Here is a 24,486-nt window from a genome sequence, read left to right on the forward strand (position 1 = left end):
CGACGCAGGAGGGGCCAAACCAGGAGCAAGACCCCTTGGTTACTTGGGGGTCTTTTCCAAGTAACTCGACGAAGTCGAAACAGATCTGACGTTAGGAAGAACGCCTTTGATCTTGATCTCCCTCTGTACGCGATACGTCTGACACGGCCAAGTCGTTTGCACCTACTGCCGCTACGGTCGGACGTGACCCCGGGCGACCGCCGGCAAGCCGTACTGCGACGGGACTGGGTTCACAGAAACTATTTCCCACAACAAAAAATCTTGACGAGGCATCAAGGTCATCGGTCTTATGGCCGCCTGATCCGATCACTCCAAGGTTTTTCTCATGACCGACAGCAGTGCCGCCGGTGCGGCGGTCTATTCACCTCTGACCCTGGCCCTGTACGACGCCTGGGTGCTGGGCATCTCCAACCGTTATGCCTGGCGCTGCCCGACCGGCTCGACGCTGTTGCCGTTCTTCCGCGCCAATGTGCGTCCACGGCATCTGGATATCGGCGTCGGCACCGGTTATTACCTGGCCAAGGCACAGCTCTCGTCGCAGACCGAAGTCACTTTGCTCGACCTCAACCCGAGCAGCCTCGAAGCCGCCAAACGGCGGATCAATCGCCCTTCGACTCGCACCCTCCAGCACGACGTGATGCAGCCAATTCCTGGCGAGGAACGCTTCGATTCGATTTCCCTGTTCTACCTGCTGCATTGCCTGCCGGGGCCGCTGGACGCCAAGGCAAAAATCTTCGGCAACCTCAAACATAATCTGCAACCCGGCGGCGTGCTGTTCGGCGCGACGATTCTGGGGGACGAAGCCGGGCACAACGGCTTCGGCCGCAAGCTGATGGCGGTGTACAACAAGAAGGGGATTTTCGGGAACCGCGAGGACACCCAGGTGGGCTTCGAGGGCCATCTGCGCGAGCACTTCCGCGACGTCACCCTCAAGCGCGAAGGCCGCGTGCTGCTGTTCCGCGCTGCGCAGCCGATCATCTGACGTCCGCATTGGGCATCAGCGTCTGGCGACGCTGATGCCGGGCGCCAGGTCAGGCCTTCTTCTGCACGCTGGCAGCGGTCTGGCCGAACAGGATCTTCTTGCCTTCTTCGGTCACGGTGGTGCGGTTCTTTGAAATTTCCTCACCTTTGGCATAGGCGCGAATCGTCGCCGGGCGAGCGGCAATCGCGTTGAACCAGCGCTTGATATTCGGGAAGTCATCCAGGTTCTGCTGCTGGCGCTGCCACGGCACGACCCACGGATAGGCCGCCATGTCGGCCACCGAATAGTGTTCACCCGTGATGAATTCCCGACCTTCCAGCTGACGATCCAGCACGCCATAGAGACGGTTGGTCTCGTTGACGTAGCGGGTGATGGCGTACGGCAGTTTTTCCGGGGCATACACGCCGAAGTGATGGTTCTGGCCGGCCATCGGGCCCAGGCCGCCCATCTGCCACATCAGCCATTCGGTCACCGCCTTTTTACCGCGCACATCGCTGGGCAGGAACTGGCCGGTCTTTTCGGCCAGGTACAGCAGAATCGCCCCGGACTCGAACACGCTGATCGGCTCGCCGCCATCGGCAGGCGCGGTGTCGATGATGGCGGGCATCCGGTTGTTCGGCGAAAACGCCAGGAATTCCGGCTTGAACTGATCGCCGGCGCTGATATCCACCGGATGAATCCGGTAGTCCAGGCCAGCCTCTTCCAGAAACAGGGTGATTTTGTGGCCATTGGGAGTGGGCCAGTAGTAGAGCTCGATCATCGCTGCGACTCCGTGACAGATGGGGGAAGCGAAGCAGGGGCAATACCGGTGTCCAGCAGCGCGAGAACCGGCCGGACCACGCTTTCCAGCAAGGCGCGCTGCGGCCTGGCCCGCGCCAGTACGCGCAGGCCCAGCAGCGTGTTGAGCAGCAGGCTGGCCAGATCTTCGGCCGCCTGAAAACGGGCAATCGTGCCGTCGTTCTGACCGGCTTCGACGCAGCGCAGGAAGAACGCCTGGGCGCGCGACAAGAAGTCATCGACCACCGCCTGGGCGTCAGGATTGTGCGGCGCGGCTTCCAGTGCTGAATTGACCATCAGGCACCCGCGTTGCAGCGGGTCGTTCATCGAGCGCTCGATGATTTCGGCGAAAAACGCCTCGATCGCCTGACGCGGCGCCAGGGTGCTTTCCAGCCGGGCCGCCCGCTCGCCCAGACCGTTTTGCAGATAGTGCTCCAGCGCCTTGCGATACAACGCGCGCTTGTCGCCGAAGGCGTTGTACAGGCTGGCGCCGGTGATGCCCATGCAGTCGATCAGATCGCGCATCGACGTCGCCTCGAAACCCTTGACCCAGAAGCACTGGATCGCGGCATCGAGCACGCGGGCCTCATCGAATTCTCTTGGTCTTGCCACGTTGGTTCCTGTTCCGAGCTCACACGAATGTTGCGCCATGCTTCACATTGCGCCTAATCTAGATCAACTGTTCTAAAACGCAAGCGGGTTTTCCAGCAGCGCTGTTTTGCTGACTTCGCCCATTTCCCAACCTGTCGAGATGAACGTCATGATCCGTTTCTACTTCCACCCCACACCCAACCCGGCCAAGGTCGCACTGTTCCTCGAAGAGGCCGGGCTGGACTACGAAGTGGTGCCGGTGGATACCAGCAAGGGCGAGCAGCATCTGCCTGAATTCCGCGCCATCAACCCCAACGGCAAGGTGCCGGCCATCGTCGACACCGACGGCCCTGGCGGCAAGGAAGTGCGCGTGTTCGACTCCACGGCCATCCTGCTGTACCTGGGTGAAAAGACCGGTCAGTTCATGGGCGCGGCAGAAGACAAGGCCGAGTTGCTCTCCTGGCTATTCTTCATCGCCTCGGGCCTGGGGCCGTTCTCCGGGCAGGCCGTGCACTTCCAGTACGCCGCGCCCGAAGGCAACGACTACGGGGTGAACCGCTACCGCCGGGAAATCGAACGTCACTACGAAGTGCTGGACCAGCATCTGGCCGGGCGCAACTTCATCGTCGGCGACCAGTACAGCCTCGCCGACATCTCGGCCTGGGGCTGGCTGGCCCGCGCACCGCGGGTGATGAAAGGCGCCGAAGACCCGCTGGCCGATTTCCCCCACCTCAAGCGCTGGTTCCAGGCCATCAACGCCCGCCCGGCCGTGGCCCGGGCGAATCAGGTGGGGAGCGACGTGGCGTTCAAGAAAGACATGGACGAGCAGGCGAAGCGGGCGTTGTTTCCGTCGAATTATCCGAAGCAGGGGTGAAGTACTGAGTCGGGCGCAGCCAGATGCTGACTCGCTTGGCGCAACAGATAACCGGAGCGACTTGTGCGCTCCGGTTTCCAGCAGATGCAGCGCACTCAGGTATGCAGAGCCCGCGCCAAGCGTGTAAAACGTAGCTCCCGCCAACCCGACGCGTTGTTTTCATGACTGCCTTCTACCTCAAGCTCCTTATCACGCCGCTGCTCATGCTTTCCATCTCCCTGGCCGCCAAGCGCTGGGGCACTCGGGTGGGCGGGTTGCTCTCGGGGCTGCCGGTCACTTCGGCGTCGGTGATGCTGTTCTTGAGTTTGGAGCAAGGACCGGATTTTGCCGAGAAAGCGGTGCCCGGTGCACTGGCCGGGGTGGCGGCGATTCAGGCGACTTACCTGTTCTACTTTCTGGTGACCCGCAGGCTTTCGGCCTTGCCCGGCTGCATAGCGGCACTGGTGTTCTATGCGGCCGTTGCGTTCCTGATGAGTTCGATCGGGGTGTCGGCGGTGTCGATCCTGGTCGCGCTGTGCATGGTGGCGGCGATCATCAAGGTCACCGGCAAGGGCAGTGAGCCAGAACCGGGACGCTATGTCGCGCTGCCTCGCTGGATCATCCCGATGCGCATGCTGACCGCGACGCTGTTGCTGCTGGCCATCACCGCGGGCGCCGAGTGGTTCGGGCCGGTGGTCAGCGGGTTTCTGGCGCCGATCCCGGTCATCGCCTGGCCGTTGGCGGTGTTCGCTCATGTCCACGGCGGGCGCCATGAACTGGGCGCCATCGTGCGCGGCAACGGGATTGGCGCCATCGGCGTGATCGGCTTTTACCTGGCGCTGCAGGCGATGGTGATGCAGTGGGGTATTTTCGTGACCATTGCCGTGGCGGTGGCACTGGCTGTGGTCATCACCGCAGGATTGGCCGGGGTGTTCAAGGATCGCTGAGGCGCTGAAAGGGCGCTGATTCGTATCGGATTCTGGCGCCCTGCCTGACATGCGATGAACAAGGGGCTATCAGACCTGTTCCCTGGCTTCGGCAACCTGGGTCGCGATGCCTTCCAGATACTGGGATTTCAGATCGTCAGCCAAGGGCCCGAGAATCGGGTTTTTGCGGAAGGCGCCCATCAGATGATCAATCACGGTATCGACCGTCACTTTGGCGGCCTCGACGCTGGCGGGTATGTGGGGATCGAACTCTATCTTTTCCATCTCCAGATCAAGGCGTTTCAACACCGGTTCTGCATCCTGAATCTGGCTGCGAAGCACATCGAGTGCTGACCCCATCTTGTATCTCCCTGTGTGATGTTCGATCCGGGAATCCGTGCCTGTACGCCGTCTGATGACCCGTTACATAGCCGAAAGCCTTGAAATAGAGCCTTCGCCGAGCGGGCGAGGCCGCACGACTATACCGCCGAAGTGTTGCAGTGCAGTCATTAAAAAGTATTCATCTGGTTACTGGGCGCGAGGATTGGCGGATTTGCCATGGGCGCAGGCAATAAAAAACCCGCCGAAGCGGGTTCTTTTCCATCAAGTCCATCCAACGTCCTGTCGGCAGCGTTCCTGGCAGTGGCAGATCATCCGTGACCTCCGAGGGCTTCCTGCTCCCCGGTTGATGGATCCAATTTATGACTTTGCCTTGCGGATGTATACGGCCACTTTGATGAACTACGTGTAAGCCTTTTCCTACACGCAGCCGCATTGGGTGATCGGCGTCACATCTTGAAATTCAGTACCAGTTGATTCAGGCCGACCGCCAGTTGCGACAGCTCGCTGCTGGCTGCGGAAGTCTGGTTGGCGCCGGCCGAGGTCTGCAGCGACAGGTCGCGGATGCTGGTCAGGTTGCGGTCGACTTCCCGCGCCACCTGCGCCTGCTCTTCAGTGGCCGAAGCGATGCTGATGTTGCGCTCGTTGATCTGGCTGATCGCCACGGAAATTTCGCTCAACGCGCGGCCTGCGGCTTCGGCGACATCGAGGCTGGCGCGGGCCTGATCGCTGCTTTGGCCCATGGCCGCCACCGCCTTGCTGGCGCCGCTCTGGATCGAGCCGATCATCTTCTCGATCTCGGCAGTCGACTGCTGGGTGCGATGGGCCAGCGCGCGGACTTCATCGGCGACCACCGCAAAACCGCGACCGGCTTCGCCCGCCCGCGCCGCTTCAATGGCGGCGTTGAGCGCCAGCAGGTTGGTCTGGTCGGCAATGCCGCGAATCACATCCAGCACGCCGCTGATGCTCTGCACTTGGGAGGCGAGGCCGTCGATTTCCACCGCCGTGGCGCCGACGGTGACGTGCAGCTCGTTGATCACCTGCACGGTCTGCTCGACCCGCTGGCTGCCGTTCTGTGCGGAGAGTGTGGAGTTGCGCGCCGCTTCCGAGGCATGCGCGGCGTTGCGAGCCACTTCGTCGACCGCTGCGCTCATCTGGTTGATCGCGGTTGCGGCCTGGTTGATTTCATCGTTCTGCCGCTGAATGCCGCGCATCGCATCCTCAGTGACGGCGGTCATTTCTTCGGACGTCGAGGCCAACTGGTTCGACGAGTGGGAAAGCTCCGACAGCGTCTGGCGAAGATTCTGCTGCATGACCGACAAGGCGCCGAGCAGGCGGCCGGGTTCGTCGTTGCCGTCGACCACGATCGGCTTGCCCAGATCGTTGGCGGCAATCTGTTGTGCCACGGCCAATGCCTTGTTGATCGGTGCGATCAGGCTGCGGGTGAACAGCGCCGCCAGCACCAGGGTTGCCACCAGCGCGAGCACAATGGCGCCGATCACCACCTGCACGGCCTGGGCGTAGGTATTGTCGGCGTTGGCGTCCGAGTTTTTCATTTTCTGGTCGGCCAGGTCCGCGACGGTGGCGATGTCCTTGGCCAGCAGATCAGCAGCGTTGGTCTGCTCGCCGCCCGGTTGAGTCATGGCAGTGATCAGCGCGTCGTTCTTTTGCGCCACGGCGTCGAGGTAGCGCGAGTGGACCGCCAGATAGGCAATCATGTTGCGCTCCATCACCGCGTAGGCCGCTTGGCCACGGTCGGTGAGCAGCAGTGGTTTCAAGCGTTTGACGTCGGTTTCCAGATCGGCGCGGCCCGAGGTCACGCGCTTGCGGGCGAACGCCGCAGCCTCGTCATTCTGTGCGGCGCGCAGGCTGGTGTTTCCAAGACGAATCGTCAGCAGGTCGCTCTTGATCTGGTCGATCGCAAGCAGGGTAGGGAGCACGTTGTCCTGCAACAGCTCGCGCTCTTCTTTGATGTTCGAGGTTTGTTGCAGGGAAAACAGCCCGACGGCGGTGATCAACAAGGCGAAGAAACCAAAGCAGATCAGTGATCGGGGGGCGATGTTGAAGTTGCGCAGGGTCATGCGACGTTCCTAGTCATACATATGAATCAACATTATCGACTTGAAACGGTTCAGCTTAAAGGCAAATTGCCATCTATTTTGGCGTGATCGCTCTATTTCAACTGTTTTAAGGGATCTGAAGGGTGCTGTAGCGCCAACAACCAGGCTGCGTTTACGCGGCCTGGCTGGCTTCTTGGGGAGTGAAGTAGGGTGGCTTTGCCGTTCGTCGCTTACTTTTTCGCCGCCGTCAGCGCCGAGTAGCTGTTCATCAGGTTGCGGTAGTTCGGAATGCGCTGGGACAGCAGGTTGCCCAGGCCTTCGATGTCGTTGCGCCAGTCGCGGTGCAGTTCACAGGCCACGGCGAACCAGTTCACCAGCTGTGCACCGGCGGCCGACATGCGATTCCACGCTGCCTGTTGCACGCCTTCGTTGAAGGTGCCGGAGGCGTCGGTCACTACGAACACATCGAAGCCTTCAGCCAGTGCGCTCAGGGTCGGGAAGGTCACGCAGACGTCGGTCACGACACCGGCGATGATCAGTTGCTTGCGGCCGGTGGCCTTGATCGCCTTGACGAAGTCTTCGTTGTCCCAAGCGTTGATCTGGCCAGGGCGGGCGATGTATGGCGCTTCCGGGAACATCTCTTTCAATTCGGGAACCAGCGGGCCGTTCGGGCCTTGTTCGAAGCTGGTGGTCAGGATCGTCGGCAGGTCGAAGAACTTGCCGCAGTCGGCCAGGGCCAGCACGTTGTTCTTGAACTCGTTGGGCGAGAAATCCTGAACCAGGGAGATCAGGCCAGTCTGATGGTCGATCAGCAGCAGTACGGCGTCGTTCTTGTCCAGGCGCTTGTAAGTAGTCATGTGTGCATTCCTTTTTGAGTCGAGAGTGATGAATCGAAAGTGGCGCTGCAGCGGCGTTGTTCGTTGCGTCGCTGCGGCATGGGGTGAACTTTAGAGACGATTCGATTCGCTAACAATCCGGCAAAAAAGAGACTCACTGATTCTTGATTGGGGACAATCTGTTATCACAGAAAACTTGCGTCGAACGGATACCGCGTCAGTAGCTCGTAACCGTTGCCAGTCACCAGAATCTGATTTTCCAGCTTGATTCCGTCCTGCCCGCCCACCGCGCCGATGTAGGCCTCTACGCACAACGCCATGCCTTCGACGAGGATGCCGTCGTACCCGTAAGACGGCACGTCTTCGGGGTAGCGGATGCAGGGGTATTCGTCGCACAGGCCGACGCCGTGATAGAGCACGCCGTAGCGCTGCGCCCGAAACTCTTTAGGGAGCCGATGGGCCCTGGCCGATAGCTCCAGAAACGAGATGCCCGGGCGGATGAGTTCAAGGTTGGTACTGATGTGCTCATGAGCAATGCGGTACAGGCGCTTTTGTTCGGCGGTGGGTTCCAGCCCGCCGCAGATCCAGCTGCGGGACATGTCCACGCAGGTGCCGTAGACGCCGATCAGGTCGGTGTCGAAGGACACCAGATCGCCGTCGCGCAGCACCCTGGGGCCCGATTCCTGAAACCAGGGGTTGGTTCGCGGACCGGAGCTGAGAATCCGGGTTTCGATCCATTCGCCGCCGCGCCGAATGTTTTCGGCGTGCAGCACCGCCCAGACATCGTTTTCTGAAGCACCCTGCACCAGAGACTCATGCATCTTCGCCACTGCCGCGTCGCAGGATGCCGCCGCACAGCGCATGGCGCGGATCTCGTCAGGCCCTTTGATGACCCGTGCGAATTCGGTGACTTCCTGACCTTCGAAGATCTCGATACCCAGACGCTCCAACGCCCTCAGCCCGGCAATTTCGATGCGGTCCACGGCCAGCCGACGGTTACTGCCCGCATGCTGGCGCAGCAGGTCATCCAGTTGTGCGGCGAAGCGGTTGGCGTGTTGTTCGGTGCGGTTGCCGGTCTCGAAATAGAAAAACGACGCGCCACTGCGCAGTTCACTGATCAACGGCAAGTGTGCCGAGAGGTGATCGCAGCCGTGAAAATCCCATAGCACCACATGGCCATCTGCTGCGACGAAACAGGCGCGCGCCGGGTTGTGAGTGGTCCACAACTGCATGTTGGTGGTGTCTGTGGCGTAGCGGATGTTGAGTGGGTCGAATAACACGATTGCGCCCAGTTCTCGGGCCTGCAATTGATCGATCAGGCGCTGTAGACGCCAGGCGCGCATCGCCGGAAGGTTCGGCGCCTGCAGGCCCAATTGCGCCCACTCGCGATAGGCCAGCGCGGTGGGGCCGATTTCCACACGATCGTTGTCGTCGGGTGTGCCGTCAGGCTTGAGCGCCGTGGCAGGCTTGCGGGACGGGTCGATGCGGCGAGTGTCTGGAGCGATCGAGAACGGCGAGAGCGACATCGTGCAAGCCTCCATGGCTGACTCAATATCAAGGGGGGCCAGCCAGGAGCGGCTGGCCAGAATACGTGCGGCTTTAGAGATCCAGCACCAGATCCGAAGTCGGCCGGCTGCAGCAGAGCAGGCGCAGGCCTTTGTCGATCTCGCGCTGGCGGATGCCGCCGTTGTGCGCCATCTCGACTTCGCCTTGCAGCACGGCGGTCTTGCAGGTGCCGCACACGCCCTGGCTGCAGGAAGAGGGCACCACCGCGCCGGCCTTTTTCGCCGCCGCCAGCAGGGTCTGGTTGGGGCTGACGCTGAAAGTCTTGCCGGATTTGGCCAGGGTCACGGTGAAGCTGGTTTCGCCCGGCGCGCTGACAGGTGCAGTGGGGGCTGCGTTTTCGGCGGCCAGTGCGTTGATGTCGAAACTTTCCTGGTGGTAGTGCGTGGCATCGAAACCGGCTTTCTCCAGCAGGCCACGGGTGGCGGTCATGTAGCCTTGCGGGCCGCAGGTGAAGACTTCCCGCTCAAGAAAATCCGGCACCTGGGCACTCAGCGTCGCCAGGTCGAGCCGCCCGATCGGGCCTTGCCAGTCAGTCTCATCGCCCTTGGCTTCGCACACCGCCAGCACCCGGAAGCGCGATTGATGGGCCTGCATTTGCGCAAGCTCTTCGCGAAAGATGATGTCGGCAGGCGTGCGTGCGCTGTGGACGAACACGATGTCCAGGTTCGCTGCCAGGTCGTACGCGGCCCGCGCCATCGACATTAGCGGGGTGATGCCCGAGCCTGCCGAAAGATAGAGCAGTTTGCCGGTGGGCAGCCCCACTGGCGTGAAGCTGCCGGCCGGGCCCGATGCAGCGAGTGTGCTGCCCGGGTGCAGGTTGTCGTGCAGCCAGTTGGAGACCACGCCGCCGGGCACGCGCTTGACGGTGATGCAGAAGTTGAACGGGCGCGTCGGCGAGGACGACAGGGTGTAGCAGCGCGAGACGATATGGCCGTCGATCTGCGGCGAAAGGGTGATGAACTGGCCCGGCTCGAAGGCCAGCGCGGTGAAGTCGGCGCAGCGAAACACGAAGGTTTTCACGTCATGGGTTTCGACGCGCACGGCGCAGCATTCGATGCGTTTGGTCTCGCCGCTCGGCCATTCGGCGCCATGGCTGGCCCAGGTGGTTTCGTCGGCGAAGCGCACGTCGGGGATGTTCTGCAAAGTGGTCATGGTCTTCCCCTCACACGCCGTGGGCGGCCAGGCGCGCGGCGTACCAGCGCGAGAATTGGTCGACGTAGGATTCGGTAAACGCCGAAAACGGCCCCGGTGCGTACGCCGGATCCTGGGTGCCGCTGTGGGTGATGGCGACCAGTCTGGCGTCTTGCAGGTTGGTGGCGTCCCAGACTTCGGTCAGGGTCTTCTGGTCGTAATCCACGCCTTCGACGGCGTCCTGATGCACCAGCCAGCGGCTGCGCACCAGCGTCTTGTCGGCCGACAGTGGGATGATCCAGGAGATCACCGCGTGGTCGCTCATCACGTGGGTCCAGGAGTTGTGCGTCCACAGATGCATGTCGCCCAGGTCGCGCCGGGTCACAGTGCCGAGCAGGCGGGTGCAGGCGACCTGGGTATTCAAGGTCTGGGATTCGCCATTGCCGGCGATCACCAGGCGCTGGGAGCGGAACTGGGTGATCGAGGCTTCGTCCAGGTATTCGACGGCATCGCCGAAGAAGCCGTCGGCTTCCCAGCCGGCCTTGGCGGCGGCGTTGCGGGCGTAATACTGGTCCAGTTCGGCCAGCGATTCCTCGCTCAGGCCATCGGTGCAGAAACCGAAGTCTTCCGGCAGGAACGAGGCGGTCAGTTCCGGGTGCGTGCCCGCGCAGTGGTAGCACTCGCGGTTGTTCTCGATCACCAGCTTCCAGTTGCCGTTCTCGATGATCTCGGATTCATGGGCGATCTTCGCCTTGTTCAGGTCGAACGGTGCGAAACGCGGGGTCATGGTTTCTTCGAGGTGGCTGATGTCTGCTGGCGGCTCATCGGACAGGCAGACGAACACATGGGCGCCAACCACCTTGGTGTGCACCGGGATCAGGCTCTTGCAGTTGCGGTCGAAATCCTTGCCCATGTGCGCGGCGTGCTTGAGGCTGCCGTCCAGATCGTAGGTCCACTGGTGGTAAGGGCAGACCAGCATGCCCACCGTCGACTTGCCGGCGTCCTTCAGACGTGCGCCGCGATGGCGGCACACGTTGCGAAAGGCCTGGACGTTTTCGTCGTCGTCACGCACCAGAATGATCGACGCCTTGCCCAGATCGACGGTGTAGACGTCGCCCGGTTCCGGGATGTCGGCGGTGACGCCGACCAGGATCCAGTGCTTGGTGAAAAACACTTCGACGTCGGTGTTGAAGACGTCGTCGCGGCCGAACAATTCACCGGGCATGCCATGACCGGGCATGCGCTCGCCGAGCAGTTGACGGTGGGTCTTCACGGGAGAAACGATCATGGGGCACCTCGGGTGATCAGGCTGTTTTTCTGCTTTGATCCAGTATCGAAATACCCCGAAAAACGGTCAACGCGCTTTATTCTCACTCTCGTATGAGCACAGGTTATGCGAACTTCAAGGTGCCATCCTGGCGCAACCAGTCGGCCAGAATCTGCACATAGCCGCTGCTGCTTCGGCCGGTGGGCACGACGATGTAATAGGCGTCTTTGGGCTTGACCACCAGCGGTGTGACGCGCACCAGTTCGCCCGAATCGAGCAGGTGATGCACCAGGCGCCCCCAGCCCAGCGCGATGCCGTGGCCCTGAATCGCCGCGTGCACCGCGTCGCTATAGTGGCTGCAGCGCAGTTGATAGGTCAGCCTCGGCGGCGCCTCGCCCAGGGCGCGGAACCAGCTGTTCCAGGTGATCCAGCCTTCCAGCGTGGCATCGGAATCGATCAGCGGCGCGTGGTGCAAATCCTGCTCGGTATGCGGCGCCGGGTGGCTGGCCAGCCATGCCGGTGAACACACCGGGAACACTTCTTCATCGAACAGCAGGGTAGAGGTGCCGTCGTCCCAGCGGCCGGTGCCGAAGCGCACAGCCATGTCGACGTCGTGGTGTTGGGTGGAGACCAGGCGCAGCTGCAGATCCGGCTGTGCCTGGCGCAAGGCCGTGAGCCTGGGCAGGATGCGCATCTGCGAAAAGGCCGAAGTGCTGGCCAGCACCAGCTCCTGTTCGGCGGCGCCTTCGGCGATTTTGTCGAAGGTGCCGGCGATGCGCTGCATGGATTCGGCGACCACCGCGTACAGCGCGTAGCCCTCGTTGGTCAGCTTGATCGAGCGGTGCAGACGATGGAAAAGCCGGGCGTTGAGAGTGTCCTCCAACAGCTTGACCTGCTTGCTCACCGCCGCCTGGGTGACGCCCAATTCCTGCGCGGCGAGGGTAAAACTGCTCAGGCGCGCCACGGCTTCGAATTCGAGCAGAGCCGTCATCGATGGAATGAGCCGTCGATAGCCCTTGATGCGTCTGGGTCCGGGTGGGTGCAAGCTGGGGATGCTCATGGTCGGCCTCGGGTGTTTTTATTATCTTTTGGAATAGCGTCCACACAATGTACGCAGGTGTACATTAAATGCTCGATCCCGTACAGTGCTTTTATCTCGGCGTGTGGAAAAGCAATCATGGCAAGAATCAAGGCGCAGGACTCCGGCTGGCGCGGTTCGGCAGAAGGCTGGCTGGAAGCGGCCTATGAAGCGCTGAAAGAAGCCGGTATCGATGCCGTGCGAGTGATGCCGCTGGCCAAGCGCCTGAACCTGTCGCGCACCAGTTTCTACTGGTTCTTCGAAGACCGCGAGCAGTTGCTGACGGCGCTGATCGCGCGATGGCGGGACAAGAATACCGGCGGTCTGTTGCGCCAGTGCGAGAGCTATTCGGAGAGCATCAGCGAGTCGGCGCTCAACGTGTTCGAGTGCTGGCTGAACCCTGACCTGTTCGATTCGCAATTCGAGTTCGCCGTGCGCAGTTGGGCCTTGCAGTCGCCGGAGGTCGCTGATGAAGTGGCCGCTGCCGATCAGGCACGGCTCGGTGCACTGGCGGCGATGTTCCGCCGTTTCGGCGCCGATGCGGCATCGGCCGACGCCAGGGCGCGCACGCTGTACCTGACCCAGATCGGCTACATCACCATGAACACCCGCGAAGAGGCGGTGGAGCGTTTTCAGCGCATCCCGCACTACGTGACCATCTTCACCGGCAAGTCGCCCAAGCGCCGCGAGCTCGACCGCTTCTACGGCAAGTTCGGCTTTGCCGAGACCGAGCCCGGCGTGTTCGTGCCGCTGGCCGATACCTTCGAGGAGGCGGTGAATGACTGACATTTTCTTAGGCATCATCGGCGGCACCGGCTGGCTGGGCGACGGCCTGGCCAGGGGCGCGCTTGAGAGTGGTCTGGTGGCGGCCGAGCGCCTGACCTTGTCCAACCGCTCCGGTCAGGGTGAGCTGGCGCAGCGGGGTGTGCGTATCACCGCTGACAACCGCGAGCTGGTTGAGGCGAGCGATGTGATCGTGCTGTCGGTGCGGCCCGGGCAGTTCGAGGCGCTGGCGCTGGAGGCGTCAGGCAAATGCGTGATCTCGCTGATGGCCGGCGTTCCCGCCGAGCGGATCAGGGCGGCGACTGGCGCACGCGTTGTGGTGCGGGCGATGCCCAATGCGGCAGTGGAGATTCGCCGTTCGTTCACGCCGTGGTTTGTCGACGGCGAGCTGGCGGATGAGCAGAAAGCCTTCGTGCAGCGGTTGTTCGAAAGCGTGGGCGAGGCGGCCGAAGTGCCGCTTGAGGACCACATCGATTATCTCAGTGCGTTGTCCGGCACCGGACCTGCGTACCCGGCGTTGCTGGCGCAGGCGTTGGCGAATCAGGCGATGGCTGAAGGCGTCCCTGAAGCGATCGCCCGGCGGGCCGCGGCAGGCGTGGTGGTGGGCAGTGCGCCGCTGCTGGAAACGCGTTCGCCCCAGGCGTTGATCGAAGCGCTGATGGCCTATCGCGGGGTGACGGCGGCGGGGTTGCAGGTGTTGGCTGATGGCGGGTTCGACGAGCTGATTGGCCGGGCGTTGATGGCGGGTGCCGAGGTCGCGCGTAGAGGGATGTAAGTCGTTTCGCGAATCGCTGTTGATTCTGCCCGAAGGGCGTAGCAGCACGGCTTGCCGGCGGGTGCCCGGGGTCGCGTCCGACCGAAGCGGCAGTAAAATCAGGCACCTTGGGAGTGTCAGACAGACCGCGTGCGCAGGATTTACTGCCGCTTCGGTCGGACGCGACCCCGGGCACCCGCCGGCAAGCCGTGCTGCCACAGAAGCCAGGGCAAGCGTAGGAGCGTGAATGCATCACGCTCCTGGCATTTGAATCAAAGGTCCTTCACCAACCGCAACGCATCATAAATCGCCGCATGGGTGTTACGCGCCGCTACCGCATCGCCAATCCGGAACAGCTGAAAGCGTCCGTCCGGGTTGGTCACGATGTTCTGCGCGTGGCCGGCGATCAGGTCGTGTTGTTCCACCGCGCCGTCGTTGCGTGAGTGCGGGCGCAGGTCGAAGTACAGGTCGTCCAGCGGCAGGGTGCCGTGGTTGATGATGACCTGATCGACCACCCGCAGCTTGTTCACCGGCCCGTAATCGCTGCCCAGATGCGCGACCAGTTTGCCGTCCCGCCGCTCCACCCGGTCCACCCGGTAGGTCACGGTGAAGGTCACGTCCAGGTCCTGCAGCGCGCGCATGTACGGCACCAGGTTCATCGCCATGACCTCCGGCGAGAAGGCCCGATCCGGGGTCATCACTTCCACCGTGGCGCCGCTCTGGGCAAGCAGTTCTGCGGCCTGCAGCGCGGCGTGGTCGCCGGCATCGTCGAAGATCAACACGTTTCTGCCAGGCTTCACGTCGCCGGAAATCACATCCCAGGCCGACACTACCAAGTCGTTGCCGCTGCTCAGCACTTCGGTGTGCGGCAGCCCGCCGGTGGCGACGATCACCACATCCGGCTCCTCGGCCATGACGGTCTCGGCCTCGGCCCAGGTGTTGAAGTTGAACTTGACCCCCAGACGCTCGCACTGGGTCATGCGCCAGTCGATGATGCTGATCATCTCGCGGCGTCTTTCCGACAGCGCCGTCAGACGAATCTGCCCACCGGGCTGGTCCGCCGCTTCGAAAACCGTGACCTGATGCCCGCGTTCGCCCGCCACTCGCGCGGCCTCGAGTCCCGCAGGGCCGGTGCCGATCACCACCACCTTGCGCGGCTTGGCCGCCTTGGCGATGTCGTGAGGCATGGTGGTTTCGCGGCCGGTGGCCGGGTTGTGGATGCAATAGGCCGCGCCGCCCTGATAGATGCGGTCCAGACAGTAGTTGGCGCCGACGCAGGGGCGGATGTCCTCTTCGCGCTTCTCGATAATCTTGCGCACGATGTGCGGGTCGGTCATGTGCGCGCGGGTCATGCCGATCATATCGACCTTGCCCGAGGCGATGGCGTGGCGAGCGGTGGCCACGTCCGGGATCTTGGCCGCATGAAAGGTCGGAAAACCCGTGGCCGAGCGAATCTCGCCGGCGAAATCCAGGTGCGCGGCGTTGCGCATGCCCTGGATCGGGATCACGTCGGTCAGGCCCGCGTCGGTGTCGATGTGGCCGCGCACCACGTTGAGGAAGTCGACCAGGCCGCTGTCCTTGAGCATGTGAGAGATGCGCAGGCCTTCGTCGGCGTTGAAGCCGCCCGGCAGGTCTTCGTCGCCGGTGTAGCGCACGCCCAGCAGGAAGTCTTCGCCGCAGCGCTTGCGAATGCCGCGCAGGATATCGAAGGTGAAGCGCATGCGGTTTTCCAGCGGGCCGCCATAAGGGCCATCCAGATCGTTGGTCAGCGGTGACCAGAATTGATCCATCAAATGCCCGTAGGCTTGCAGCTCCAGGCCGTCCAGGCCAGCAGCCTTCATGCGCTCGGCGGCGTCGACGTAGTCCTTGATGATGCGCTCGATGTCCCAGTCTTCCATCTTCTTGGGAAACGAACGGTGCGCCGCTTCGCGACGATGGGAAGGCGAAACCACCGGCAGCCAGTCGGCCTTGTCCCAGCGCGTGCGACGGCCCAGGTGCGTCAGCTGGATCATCACTGCGGCGCCGTGCTCGTGGCACTCGTCGGTCAGATCCTTCATCCACTTCACCACCTCATCCTTGTATGCCAGCACGTTGTTGAACACCGGCGGGCTGTCCCGCGACACCGCAGCGGAGCCTGCGGTCATGGTCAGCGCGACCCCGGCCTTGGCCCGCTCCACGTGGTAGGCGCGGTACAGCTCCTTGGGCATGCCATCTTCCGGATAAGCCGGTTCGTGGGAGGTGGTGATGATGCGGTTGCGCAGGGTCAGGTGCTTGATCTGGTAAGGCTGCAGCAGCGGATCTGTGGACATTATCAGTGCTCTCTTGGAGGAACATCAGGCAGGTCTGACATAACAGTAGGAGTGAATGTTCACAGGTGTCAATCTCTAAAACACAGGTGTACATTTCTCTTGCTCACGAAGAAAACCGGGCATAAGATCCGCCAGAGGTCGCCACCTGGCGTGCCTCTGAACCCTTGTTCGTGATCCACCATCGATGAGGCGCGCGACTGTTTGAAGTCGGTAGCTCACTCATTACTTGAGGTCATTCGACGCGGCGTTTTAGTCGTTTGAACCGCGATATGGCATTTTGCTTTGATGTGCCGTTGCCTGACCTTTTTTCACTGCCAGCTCCACAACACATAGAAGAACCAAAGGAGAAGCTTGAAATGAATAAACGCGTATTCCACAACAGGGCAGGCCGCTGGCTTGCTGGTGTCGCCCTGGCGGCTGCGTCGATGTTTTCCCAGGCGGCGGAGCCTGTGAAGATCGGCTGGGTCAACTGGTCGGACACCGAGATCGCCGTCAAGCTGGCCTCGGCCGCCTTGCAGGATCACCTCAAGCAACCGGTCAAACTGGTGCAGGCCGACATCGGTATCCAGTTTCAGGCCCTGGCCAACGGCAGCATCGACCTGATCCCGATGGTCTGGTTGCCCTTTACCCACAAGCCGTTCTACGACAAATACAAGGATCGCCTGGAAGATCTGGGCGTGCTGTATGAAGGCCGGATCGGCATGGCGGTGCCGGACATCGTCCCCGAGAGTGAAGTGGCAAGCATCGAGGACCTGAACAAACCCGGCATTCGCGAGAAGTTCAGCGGGCAGATCCTCACCTCGGAAGTGGGCAACGGCCAGTACAAGGTGACCCTCAAGGCCATCGATGACTACAAGCTCGACGGCTACAAGATGGTCGCATCGAGCGAGGCGGGCATGCTCAGCGAACTGGATCGCAACCTCAAACGCGGCAAGTGGTCACTGGTCAACGCCTGGAGCCCGCACTGGATGTTCTCCAAGTACCCGCTGCGTTACCTGGCTGACCCCAAAGGCGTGCTGGGCGGCACCGAGCAGATCCACGCCGTTGCCCGCAAAGGCTTTACTGCCGAACACCCGGAAGTCGCGCGTTTCTTCGCCAACTTCAAGATCCCCAAGGAAGACCTGGAAAAGCTGATGCTGACCGCACGTGAAAGCAGCGCCGACAAAGTCGTTGCCGAGTATTACGCCGCCAACAAGGCCAAGTATCAGGCGATGTTTGCCAGCGCGCAGTGATCCGAGTTTTCGTCGAGATATGAAAAAGCCCCCTGAGCCGTTGGCGCAGGGGGCTTTTTAGTCGCTGGCGAAGCAGCGAAATTTAAACGTTAAAGCGGAAATGCAGCACGTCACCGTCCTTGACGATGTAGTCCTTGCCTTCCAGGCGCCATTTGCCTGCTTCCTTGGCACCGGCTTCGCCCTTGTACTGGATGAAGTCGTTGTAGGCGACGCACTCGGCGCGGATGAAGCCTTTTTCGAAGTCGGTGTGGATCACGCCGGCGGCCTGTGGCGCGGTGGCGCCGACGCGCACGGTCCAGGCGCGGACTTCCTTCACGCCAGCGGTGAAGTAGGTCTGCAGGTTGAGCAGGTCGTAACCGGCGCGGATCACGCGGTTCAGGCCTGGCTCTTCCAGGCCCAGGGCTTCGAGGAACATGTCTTTTTCTTCGCCTTCTTCAAGCTCGGCGATTTCGGCTTCGATCTTGTTGCAGACCGGAACCACGACCGCGCCTTCTTCTTCGGCGATGGCCTTGACCACGTCCAGGTGCGGGTTGTTCTCGAAGCCGTCTTCCGCCACGTTGGCGATGTACATCACCGGCTTGCTGGTCAGCAGGTGGAAGCCCTTGATCACGGCTTTCTCATCGGCACCCATGTTCTTCATCAGGCTGCGCGCAGGCTTGCCTTCGGTGAAGTGGGGGATGAGCTGTTCAAGAATGGCTTTCTGTGCCAGCGCTTCCTTGTCACCGCCTTTGGCGTTGCGCGCGACTTTCTGCAGTTGCTTCTCGCAGCTTTCGAGGTCGGCGAAGATCAGTTCCAGGTCGATGATCTCGATGTCGCGCTTGGGGTCGACGCTGTTGGAGACGTGGATCACGTTCTCGTCTTCGAAGCAGCGGACCACGTGGGCGATGGCATCGGTTTCGCGAATGTTGGCCAAAAACTTGTTGCCCAGGCCCTCACCCTTGGACGCACCGGCCACCAGGCCTGCGATGTCCACGAATTCCATGGTGGTCGGGATGACCTTTTCCGGCTTGACGATGGCGGTCAACGCGTCCAGGCGGGCATCGGGCATGGGCACGATGCCGCTGTTCGGTTCGATGGTGCAGAAGGGAAAGTTCTCTGCCGCGATACCGGATTTGGTCAGGGCGTTGAACAGGGTGGACTTGCCGACGTTGGGCAGGCCGACGATGCCGCAGTTGAATCCCATGATGTTTCCCCTCGAGTGATGTCAGGCCTTCTGGCTGTGCAGGACGCGCATCGCCTTGGCGAAGTCGCCGGCGAAGACATCCGGCAGCACGCCGAGGGCAAAGTCGATGCTGGCATCGAGTTTTTCCTGTTCGGCGCGTGGCGCACGACCCAGGACGAAATTTGAAACCATGCTGGCGACGCCCGGGTGGCCGATGCCAAGCCGCAGGCGGTGGAAATTGTTCTGATTGCCCAGTTGCGCAATGATGTCGCGCAACCCGTTGTGCCCGCCATGGCCGCCACCGAGCTTGAGCTTGGCGACGCCCGGAGGCAGGTCGAGTTCGTCGTGTGCCACCAGGATTTCTTCAGGCTTAATGCGGAAGAAACCGGCAAGCGCCGCCACGGACTGGCCGCTGCGGTTCATGTAGGTGGTGGGAATCAGCAGACGAACGTCCTGGCCCTGATGGCTGAATTTGGCCACCAGACCGAAATACTTGCGGTCAGCGGTCAGGTTGACACGCTGTGCGCTGGCAATGCGTTCAACGAAAAGAGCCCCTGCGTTATGCCGGGTCTGTTCGTATTCGGGGCCGGGGTTTCCCAGGCCGACGATCAGTTTGATGGCGGTCACGTCAGGGGCTCTTCCTTGGGTCGAGATCGGGAATGCCAGGCATTCCCGAAGGTTCAACCAGCGTGCGAGTAATTATTACTCGGCAGCGCCTTCTGCTTCGTCAGCGGCTTCAGCGGACACGCGTGGAGCGTGAACGTTGGCAACTGCCTTGTCGTCGCCGTGAGCCAGAGCCACGAATTCAACGCCTTTCGGAGCTTTGAGGTCCGACAGGTGAATGATGGTGCCGATTTCGGCCTTGGCCAGGTCGACTTCGATGAACTCAGGCAGGTCTTTGGCTTCGCAGGAAACTTCGATTTCGTTCTCTACGTGAGAGATCTCGCCGCCTTTCTTGACCGGAGCTTCTTCGTTGATGAAGTGAACCGGAACCTTGGCAGTCAGTTTCTGGCCAGCAACGACGCGAACGAAGTCGGCGTGCATGATGAAGCCTTTGGCTGGGTGACGTTGCAGAGCCTTGACCAGGACGTTCTGCTTCTTGCCGTCGACGTTCAGTTCCAGAACGTGGCTGAAAGCAGCTTCGTTGTCGAACAGCTTGGTGATTTCCTTGGCCAGGATGGTCAGGGACTCAGCGTCCTTGTTACCACCGTAGACAACGGCAGGGATGCTGGCGGAGTGACGCAGGCGGCGGCTCGCACCTTTCCCCAGGTCAGTACGCGCTTGGGCGTTCAGGATGAAGTCAGTCATTTTGTATCTCCAAAATAGCCATGTCCGGTTGGCGTTTGCGACCAGCGCCAGACTCGGTATGGGCAAAAAAGCCCCGCCCCGACAGTGCTTGTCGGGGCGGGGCGCTTTTCGTCAACGGAGGTTCGAAAGGGCAGGGCCCTTAGCGGAACATCGCGCTGATCGATTCTTCGTTGCTGATGCGACGCATCGCTTCAGCGACCACCGGTGCGATATCCAGCTGGCGGATACGGTCACAGGCTTGTGCTGCGGCAGACAGCGGGATGGTGTTGGTCACCACCAGCTCGTCGAGCACGGAATTTTCAATGTTCTCGATCGCGCGACCCGACAGAACAGGGTGGGTGCAGTAGGCGAAAACCTTGGCTGCGCCGTGTTCTTTCAGGGCCTTGGCCGCGTGGCACAGGGTGCCGGCGGTGTCGACCATGTCGTCGACGAGAATACAGGTACGGCCTTCGACGTCACCGATGATGTGCATCACTTCGGAGTGATTGGCCTTCTCACGGCGCTTGTCGATGATCCCGAGATCCACGCCCAGCGACTTGGCAACAGCACGTGCACGCACGACGCCGCCGATGTCCGGGGAGACGATCATCAGGTTTTCGAAACGCTGGTCTTCGATGTCATCCACCAGAACCGGGGAGCCGTAGATGTTATCTACAGGAATATCGAAGAAACCCTGAATCTGGTCAGCGTGCAGGTCGACGGTCAGCACACGGTCGATACCGACCACGGTGAGCATGTCCGCAACCACTTTGGCGCTGATGGCCACGCGGGCGGAACGCGGACGGCGATCCTGGCGGGCATAACCAAAGTAAGGGATAACTGCAGTAATACGAGTAGCCGAGGAGCGACGGAAGGCATCAGCCATCACGACGAGTTCCATCAGGTTATCGTTGGTCGGAGCGCAGGTCGGCTGAATAATGAAGACGTCTTTACCGCGAACGTTTTCATTGATCTCAGCGGTAATTTCGCCGTCGGAGAACTTACCGACAGAGATGTCACCGAGAGGTATATGCAGCTGACGTACGACACGCCGAGCCAGATCGGGGTTGGCGTTCCCCGTAAAGACCATCATCTTGGACACGCGCAGTACCTGGAGGCTTAGGGTATGCCTGGATGACTATAGGAAAATGGCAGGGGCGGCTGGATTCGAACCAACGCATGGCAGGATCAAAACCTGCTGCCTTACCGCTTGGCGACGCCCCTGTATCTGTTGCAACGAATGCCTGGCATTCGGTTCCTTTTAGAGCAGTGTCTGTAACTTGCGATGCAACATCGAAACGTTGCTTCCCTTTGCTACAAACCCTGTAAGGGTCTCTGTAAGAAGGGCCGAGACTTTATCAGCTTCAGCTTTGTTTGGGAAGGCCCCAAACACACAACTTCCAGTTCCGGTTAATTTTGCTTCGGTAAAATTACCTAGCAAATTCAAAGCGTTACGTACATCTGGATAACGCCTTGCTACCACCGGTAAGCAGTCATTTCTGCTGTTTCCCTTGGGAACGGGGCGCACTTTAATGGGAGGAGTGTCACGTGTCAACAGTGGATCTGAAAAAATTTCTGCTGTACTTACAGAGACTTGCGGAACAAGCACGACATACCACGGTTCTTCGGGGGTTACCGGGGTGAGAATTTCGCCCACGCCCTCAGCAAAAGCGGCGTGCCCGCGCACGAAAACCGGGACGTCAGCCCCAAGCTTAAGGCCCAGCGCGGCCAGGCGATCCTCATCCCAGCCCAGTTGCCAGAGATGGTTCAGACCCAGCAATGTGGTCGCTGCATCCGAGCTTCCACCGCCGATGCCGCCGCCCATGGGCAGAATTTTTTTCAGCCAGATGTCCACGCCAAGCCGGCAACCGGATTGTTCCTTGAGTGCGCGAGCGGCTTTAACGATCAGATTGCTGTCGTGAGGAACGTCGGCAATTTCCGTCTGCAGGCGCACCTCTCCGTCTTCACGCAGGGCGAAACTGAGTTCGTCGCCGTAGTCCAGAAACTGGAAAATCGTTTCGAGCTGGTGATAGCCGTCATCACGGCGACCCAGAATGTGCAGCATCAGGTTCAGCTTGGCCGGGGCCGGCAGCGTCAACAGGTTCTCAGACATGCTCATTGCCCCAGCTTGCGTGGTTGCCAGTCCTTGATGACCAGCGTCACGTCCAGGTCCTGGCCGTGCAGCTTCATCCGCTCAGGCAGCCAGTAGCCGTTCTGCTCGGTGTAGCTTAGGTATTCGATCTGCCAGCCGTCCTGGGTCAAGTTCGACAGGCGGCTGTCGCCATCCAGGGTCAGGCTGCTTTTGGTTTCCGGGGCGGGCAGGCCGCGAACCCACCAGACCAGGTGTGAGACCGGCAGCTTCCAGCCCAGTTGGTCCTTGAGCAGGGTTTCCGGATCCGGCGCGTCATAGCGGCCCTGATTGGCGACTTCGAGGGAGACCGCGCCGGGGCGGCCGGTCAGGCGCGCGGCACCGCGACCCAGAGGGCCCGAGAGGCGAATGTCGTAGTAATCCTGACGCTGCAGCCAGAACAGCGTGCCGCTGCCGGAGTCCTTCGGTGCGCGAATACCGACCTTGCCGTTGATCTGCCAGCCATCAAGGCTCGCGAGCTGTTCCTTGTTGACCTTCCATTTGCTGGCATCGCCCGTGCCCTGTACCGCTTCGTGGGGCGTGATCCCGGCGCAACCGGCGAGCAGGGCGATAAGCGTGAATGCAGCTATGTGGCGTACGGAGTGGCGCAAAGACATAAATCAGAGGGTCTCGGAGCCGGTCAGGCGCTTGAGGGTGCTGCGCAGGACCGGGCTGTCAGGTTGTTGTTCCAGGGCCTTGCCCCATACTTTGCGCGCTTCGCGCTGTTGGCCCTTGGCCCAGAGCACTTCGCCCAGGTGCGCGGCGACTTCGTGGTCGGGGAAACGCTCCAGCGCTTCGCGCAGCAGGCGCTCGGCTTCATCCAGGTTGCCCAGCCGGTAATTGACCCAGCCCAGGCTGTCGAGCACGGCCGGGTCTTCCGGATTGAGCTGATGCGCGCGTTCGATCAGTTCCTTGGCTTCGGCGTAGCGCGTGGTGCGGTCGGACAGGGTGTAACCCAGCGCGTTCAGCGCCATGGCGTTGTCCGGCTCGCGCTTGAGGATCGCCCGCAGGTCGGTCTCCATCTGCTTCAGGTCGTCACGTTTTTCCGCCAGCATCGCGCGGGTGTAGAGCAGGTTCAGGTCGTCCGGATACAGCTTCAACGCTTGGGTCAGCACTTGCCAGCCACGGTCGCTCTGGTTGTTGTTGGTCAGTGTCTCGGCTTCGATCAGGTACAGCTGAATCGTGTAATCGGGCTGATCGGCGCGGGCTTGGGCCAGGCGCTTGGAGGCTTCGGCGGTGTTGCCGTTGCTCATCAGGATGTCAGCCTGACGCAATTGCGCCGGCAGGTAGTCGTTGCCCGGCCCGACCTGCGCGTATTCGCCCAGGGCGTTCTGTGGGTCGTTGCGCTCTTCATAGATGCGCCCCAGATTCACATGGGCCGAATCCACATGGCTGCCGCGGGCGACCAGGTCTTCCAGATAGCCCTGGGCTTCATCGAAGGCCTTGTTTTCCAGGCAGACCAGCGCCAGCGAGTAGCGCAGTTCATCGTCATCCGGGTACTGCTGGACCAGGCTGGAAAACTGCACCTTGGCGTCTTCCATGCGGTTCTGTTCCACCAGCATGCGCGCGTAGGTCAGGCGCAGGCGCTTGTCGTCCGGGTATTTCTTGATGCTCTTTTCCAGCAGCGGAATCGCTTCCTTGCCGCGGTTCATGCTCTGCAACAGGCGCGCGCGCAGGAGGATCGGCGCCACTTCGCCTTCGCCTGGCGGGTTGTCTTCGAGCAGTTTGAGTGAGGCGTTGCTGTCGCCTTCCTGCTGCAGCAGCAGGGCCTTGCCGAAGATCAACTGGCCGTTTTTCGGGTATTTGGCCAGCAGCCGGTCGAAACTGGCCAACAGGCCCTTGCGGGTGTTGGAGTCGGTTTCCGCTGCCGACAGCGCCAGAAAGTCGAAATGCGTATCGCCCTGGCCCTGCAGCACCTTTTCCATATAGCGCATGGAGTCGTCGTAGCGACCGGCGCGAGCCAGCTGAATGGCGGCTGCGCGCTGGGCTTCCAGGTTGGTCGGGTCGTTGCGCGCCCAGATCATCGAGGTGTCGAGGGCGGCCTGATCGGCGCCCAGGTACTCGGCGATGCGGAAGGCACGCTCGGAAATCCCCGGGTCCTGGGTCTGGATGGCCTGGGTCACGTAGTTGTCCAGCGCAATGTCGAAGCGATTGCGCTGCCCGGCAAGCTCGGCGGTCAGCAGGCTGACCACGGTGTCCTGGGTGAACGATCCGTAGACCTGCGGCTTGGCCTCGGGAGCGGGCGCGGCGGGCTTCTCGGCGGCGGGCGGCTGCGTGGAAGCAGGCGGCGTCGACTGACAGCCACCAAGAACGACAAGGGCAAGGAACAACGCGGAAGATTTATTCATATAGAAGAGGGGTGGCTTACCTGCGGTTTGGAAGCATCATGACATAAGGCAGGGAGCAAACCCACAGCCCGGCTAAT

At 61.5% G+C, this 24,486-nt stretch carries 23 protein-coding genes and 1 tRNA gene; 6 read left to right on the top strand and 18 right to left on the bottom strand.

All coding sequences use genetic code 11. From position 1 onward, the window contains the following. Positions 1-325 precede the first annotated feature (325 nt). Positions 326-982 (top strand): class I SAM-dependent methyltransferase, encoded by a 657-nt coding sequence (locus tag AC1MEK_RS19465; protein ID WP_480397907.1) that lies wholly within the window; start codon positions 326-328, stop codon positions 980-982. Positions 983-1,031: 49 nt separating this feature from the next. On the opposite strand, the gene AC1MEK_RS19470 is transcribed toward AC1MEK_RS19465, so the two are convergent. Together AC1MEK_RS19470 and AC1MEK_RS19475 are read right to left on the bottom strand one after the other, a co-directional pair. Continuing rightward, positions 1,032-1,742 carry a glutathione binding-like protein gene (locus AC1MEK_RS19470; RefSeq protein WP_480397908.1) on the bottom strand — a complete coding sequence of 237 codons (711 nt, stop codon included), beginning with the start codon at positions 1,740-1,742 and terminating at the stop codon, positions 1,032-1,034. Beyond that, positions 1,739-2,371 (bottom strand): TetR/AcrR family transcriptional regulator, encoded by a 633-nt coding sequence (locus AC1MEK_RS19475; RefSeq protein ID WP_480397909.1) that lies wholly within the window; start codon positions 2,369-2,371, stop codon positions 1,739-1,741. The genes AC1MEK_RS19470 and AC1MEK_RS19475 overlap by 4 nt, the downstream gene beginning before the upstream one ends. 148 nt (positions 2,372-2,519) lie before the next feature. Here AC1MEK_RS19475 and AC1MEK_RS19480 point away from each other — a divergent pair, with 148 nt between their 5' ends. Next, positions 2,520-3,224: a glutathione S-transferase family protein gene (locus AC1MEK_RS19480; RefSeq protein ID WP_480398093.1), complete on the top strand. Its 705-nt coding sequence runs from the start codon at positions 2,520-2,522 to the stop codon at positions 3,222-3,224. Positions 3,225-3,385: 161 nt separating this feature from the next. Beyond that, positions 3,386-4,150: a hypothetical protein gene (locus AC1MEK_RS19485; protein WP_480397910.1), complete on the top strand. Its 765-nt coding sequence runs from the start codon at positions 3,386-3,388 to the stop codon at positions 4,148-4,150. Positions 4,151-4,219: 69 nt separating this feature from the next. Here the strand turns inward: AC1MEK_RS19485 and AC1MEK_RS19490 are convergent, their stop codons facing one another. From AC1MEK_RS19490 to AC1MEK_RS19520, 7 genes are all read right to left on the bottom strand, one after another. Then, entirely contained in the window at positions 4,220-4,471 is a 252-nt protein-coding gene (locus tag AC1MEK_RS19490; RefSeq protein WP_480397911.1) for a hypothetical protein, read from the bottom strand. A gap of 446 nt (positions 4,472-4,917) precedes the next feature. Next, a complete protein-coding gene (locus tag AC1MEK_RS19495; RefSeq protein ID WP_480397912.1) occupies positions 4,918-6,549 on the bottom strand; it encodes a methyl-accepting chemotaxis protein in 1,632 nt (543 codons plus the stop codon). Positions 6,550-6,758: 209 nt separating this feature from the next. Beyond that, positions 6,759-7,385, bottom strand: coding sequence for an isochorismate family cysteine hydrolase YcaC (gene ycaC, locus AC1MEK_RS19500; RefSeq protein ID WP_480397913.1), 627 nt, complete (start codon positions 7,383-7,385; stop codon positions 6,759-6,761). 164 nt (positions 7,386-7,549) lie between these two features. Next, entirely contained in the window at positions 7,550-8,890 is a 1,341-nt protein-coding gene (gene dddP / locus AC1MEK_RS19505; RefSeq protein WP_480397914.1) for a dimethylsulfonioproprionate lyase DddP, read from the bottom strand. 73 nt (positions 8,891-8,963) lie between these two features. Continuing rightward, positions 8,964-10,082: an FAD-binding oxidoreductase gene (locus tag AC1MEK_RS19510; RefSeq protein ID WP_480397915.1), complete on the bottom strand. Its 1,119-nt coding sequence runs from the start codon at positions 10,080-10,082 to the stop codon at positions 8,964-8,966. 10 nt (positions 10,083-10,092) lie between these two features. Continuing rightward, positions 10,093-11,349 carry an aromatic ring-hydroxylating oxygenase subunit alpha gene (locus AC1MEK_RS19515; protein ID WP_480397916.1) on the bottom strand — a complete coding sequence of 419 codons (1,257 nt, stop codon included), beginning with the start codon at positions 11,347-11,349 and terminating at the stop codon, positions 10,093-10,095. 103 nt (positions 11,350-11,452) lie between these two features. Beyond that, entirely contained in the window at positions 11,453-12,388 is a 936-nt protein-coding gene (locus AC1MEK_RS19520) for a LysR substrate-binding domain-containing protein (protein ID WP_480397917.1), read from the bottom strand. Between the two features lie 117 nt (positions 12,389-12,505). Here AC1MEK_RS19520 and AC1MEK_RS19525 point away from each other — a divergent pair, with 117 nt between their 5' ends. Both AC1MEK_RS19525 and AC1MEK_RS19530 read left to right on the top strand, forming a co-directional pair. Beyond that, positions 12,506-13,192 carry a TetR/AcrR family transcriptional regulator gene (locus tag AC1MEK_RS19525; RefSeq protein WP_480397918.1) on the top strand — a complete coding sequence of 229 codons (687 nt, stop codon included), beginning with the start codon at positions 12,506-12,508 and terminating at the stop codon, positions 13,190-13,192. Next, entirely contained in the window at positions 13,185-13,964 is a 780-nt protein-coding gene (locus AC1MEK_RS19530) for a pyrroline-5-carboxylate reductase family protein (RefSeq protein ID WP_480397919.1), read from the top strand. Before AC1MEK_RS19525 ends, AC1MEK_RS19530 begins: the two co-directional genes overlap by 8 nt. A 251-nt stretch (positions 13,965-14,215) precedes the next feature. On the opposite strand, the gene AC1MEK_RS19535 is transcribed toward AC1MEK_RS19530, so the two are convergent. Then, positions 14,216-16,252 (bottom strand): oxidoreductase, encoded by a 2,037-nt coding sequence (locus AC1MEK_RS19535; protein ID WP_480397920.1) that lies wholly within the window; start codon positions 16,250-16,252, stop codon positions 14,216-14,218. 356 nt (positions 16,253-16,608) lie between these two features. On the opposite strand from AC1MEK_RS19535, the gene AC1MEK_RS19540 reads away from it, so the two are divergent. Next, on the top strand, positions 16,609-17,484 hold the full coding sequence (locus AC1MEK_RS19540) for a glycine betaine ABC transporter substrate-binding protein (RefSeq protein ID WP_480397921.1): 876 nt from the start codon (positions 16,609-16,611) through the stop codon (positions 17,482-17,484). A gap of 82 nt (positions 17,485-17,566) precedes the next feature. Here the strand turns inward: AC1MEK_RS19540 and ychF are convergent, their stop codons facing one another. The 8 genes from ychF to AC1MEK_RS19580 all read right to left on the bottom strand — a co-directional run bounded on the left by ychF (position 17,567) and on the right by AC1MEK_RS19580 (position 24,409). Then, the gene (gene ychF, locus AC1MEK_RS19545) at positions 17,567-18,667 is read right to left on the bottom strand and encodes a redox-regulated ATPase YchF (protein WP_480397922.1); all 1,101 of its coding nucleotides are present in this window, start codon (positions 18,665-18,667) and stop codon (positions 17,567-17,569) included. A gap of 21 nt (positions 18,668-18,688) precedes the next feature. Beyond that, positions 18,689-19,273 carry an aminoacyl-tRNA hydrolase gene (gene pth, locus AC1MEK_RS19550; RefSeq protein ID WP_480397923.1) on the bottom strand — a complete coding sequence of 195 codons (585 nt, stop codon included), beginning with the start codon at positions 19,271-19,273 and terminating at the stop codon, positions 18,689-18,691. 75 nt (positions 19,274-19,348) lie between these two features. After that, positions 19,349-19,954 (bottom strand): 50S ribosomal protein L25/general stress protein Ctc, encoded by a 606-nt coding sequence (locus tag AC1MEK_RS19555; protein ID WP_480397924.1) that lies wholly within the window; start codon positions 19,952-19,954, stop codon positions 19,349-19,351. Between the two features lie 139 nt (positions 19,955-20,093). Next, positions 20,094-21,035, bottom strand: coding sequence for a ribose-phosphate pyrophosphokinase (locus AC1MEK_RS19560; protein ID WP_037018241.1), 942 nt, complete (start codon positions 21,033-21,035; stop codon positions 20,094-20,096). A gap of 47 nt (positions 21,036-21,082) precedes the next feature. Next, a tRNA-Gln gene (locus tag AC1MEK_RS19565) sits at positions 21,083-21,157 on the bottom strand. Positions 21,158-21,194: 37 nt separating this feature from the next. Continuing rightward, entirely contained in the window at positions 21,195-22,046 is an 852-nt protein-coding gene (ispE, locus tag AC1MEK_RS19570) for a 4-(cytidine 5'-diphospho)-2-C-methyl-D-erythritol kinase (RefSeq protein WP_480397925.1), read from the bottom strand. Positions 22,047-22,048: 2 nt separating this feature from the next. Further along, positions 22,049-22,678, bottom strand: coding sequence for a lipoprotein insertase outer membrane protein LolB (lolB, locus tag AC1MEK_RS19575; RefSeq protein ID WP_480397926.1), 630 nt, complete (start codon positions 22,676-22,678; stop codon positions 22,049-22,051). Between the two features lie 3 nt (positions 22,679-22,681). Then, positions 22,682-24,409 carry a tetratricopeptide repeat protein gene (locus AC1MEK_RS19580; RefSeq protein WP_480397927.1) on the bottom strand — a complete coding sequence of 576 codons (1,728 nt, stop codon included), beginning with the start codon at positions 24,407-24,409 and terminating at the stop codon, positions 22,682-22,684. Between the last annotated feature and the right edge of the window lie 77 nt (positions 24,410-24,486).

This window comes from Pseudomonas sp. 2 (assembly GCF_056627435.1).

Bases quoted from the DNA above. Each gene is read 5' to 3' on its own strand.
- AC1MEK_RS19465 (WP_480397907.1), top strand. From the start codon at position 326: ATGACCGACAGCAGTGCCGCCGGTGCGGCGGTCTATTCACCTCTGACC.
- AC1MEK_RS19470 (WP_480397908.1), bottom strand. From the start codon at position 1,742: ATGATCGAGCTCTACTACTGGCCCACTCCCAATGGCCACAAAATCACC.
- AC1MEK_RS19480 (WP_480398093.1), top strand. From the start codon at position 2,520: ATGATCCGTTTCTACTTCCACCCCACACCCAACCCGGCCAAGGTCGCA.
- AC1MEK_RS19485 (WP_480397910.1), top strand. From the start codon at position 3,386: ATGACTGCCTTCTACCTCAAGCTCCTTATCACGCCGCTGCTCATGCTT.
- AC1MEK_RS19495 (WP_480397912.1), bottom strand. From the start codon at position 6,549: ATGACCCTGCGCAACTTCAACATCGCCCCCCGATCACTGATCTGCTTT.
- ycaC (WP_480397913.1), bottom strand. From the start codon at position 7,385: ATGACTACTTACAAGCGCCTGGACAAGAACGACGCCGTACTGCTGCTG.
- dddP (WP_480397914.1), bottom strand. From the start codon at position 8,890: ATGTCGCTCTCGCCGTTCTCGATCGCTCCAGACACTCGCCGCATCGAC.
- AC1MEK_RS19510 (WP_480397915.1), bottom strand. From the start codon at position 10,082: ATGACCACTTTGCAGAACATCCCCGACGTGCGCTTCGCCGACGAAACC.
- AC1MEK_RS19515 (WP_480397916.1), bottom strand. From the start codon at position 11,349: ATGATCGTTTCTCCCGTGAAGACCCACCGTCAACTGCTCGGCGAGCGC.
- AC1MEK_RS19520 (WP_480397917.1), bottom strand. From the start codon at position 12,388: ATGAGCATCCCCAGCTTGCACCCACCCGGACCCAGACGCATCAAGGGC.
- AC1MEK_RS19525 (WP_480397918.1), top strand. From the start codon at position 12,506: ATGGCAAGAATCAAGGCGCAGGACTCCGGCTGGCGCGGTTCGGCAGAA.
- AC1MEK_RS19530 (WP_480397919.1), top strand. From the start codon at position 13,185: ATGACTGACATTTTCTTAGGCATCATCGGCGGCACCGGCTGGCTGGGC.
- AC1MEK_RS19535 (WP_480397920.1), bottom strand. From the start codon at position 16,252: ATGTCCACAGATCCGCTGCTGCAGCCTTACCAGATCAAGCACCTGACC.
- AC1MEK_RS19540 (WP_480397921.1), top strand. From the start codon at position 16,609: ATGAATAAACGCGTATTCCACAACAGGGCAGGCCGCTGGCTTGCTGGT.
- ychF (WP_480397922.1), bottom strand. From the start codon at position 18,667: ATGGGATTCAACTGCGGCATCGTCGGCCTGCCCAACGTCGGCAAGTCC.
- AC1MEK_RS19555 (WP_480397924.1), bottom strand. From the start codon at position 19,954: ATGACTGACTTCATCCTGAACGCCCAAGCGCGTACTGACCTGGGGAAA.
- ispE (WP_480397925.1), bottom strand. From the start codon at position 22,046: ATGTCTGAGAACCTGTTGACGCTGCCGGCCCCGGCCAAGCTGAACCTG.
- lolB (WP_480397926.1), bottom strand. From the start codon at position 22,678: ATGTCTTTGCGCCACTCCGTACGCCACATAGCTGCATTCACGCTTATC.
- AC1MEK_RS19580 (WP_480397927.1), bottom strand. From the start codon at position 24,409: ATGAATAAATCTTCCGCGTTGTTCCTTGCCCTTGTCGTTCTTGGTGGC.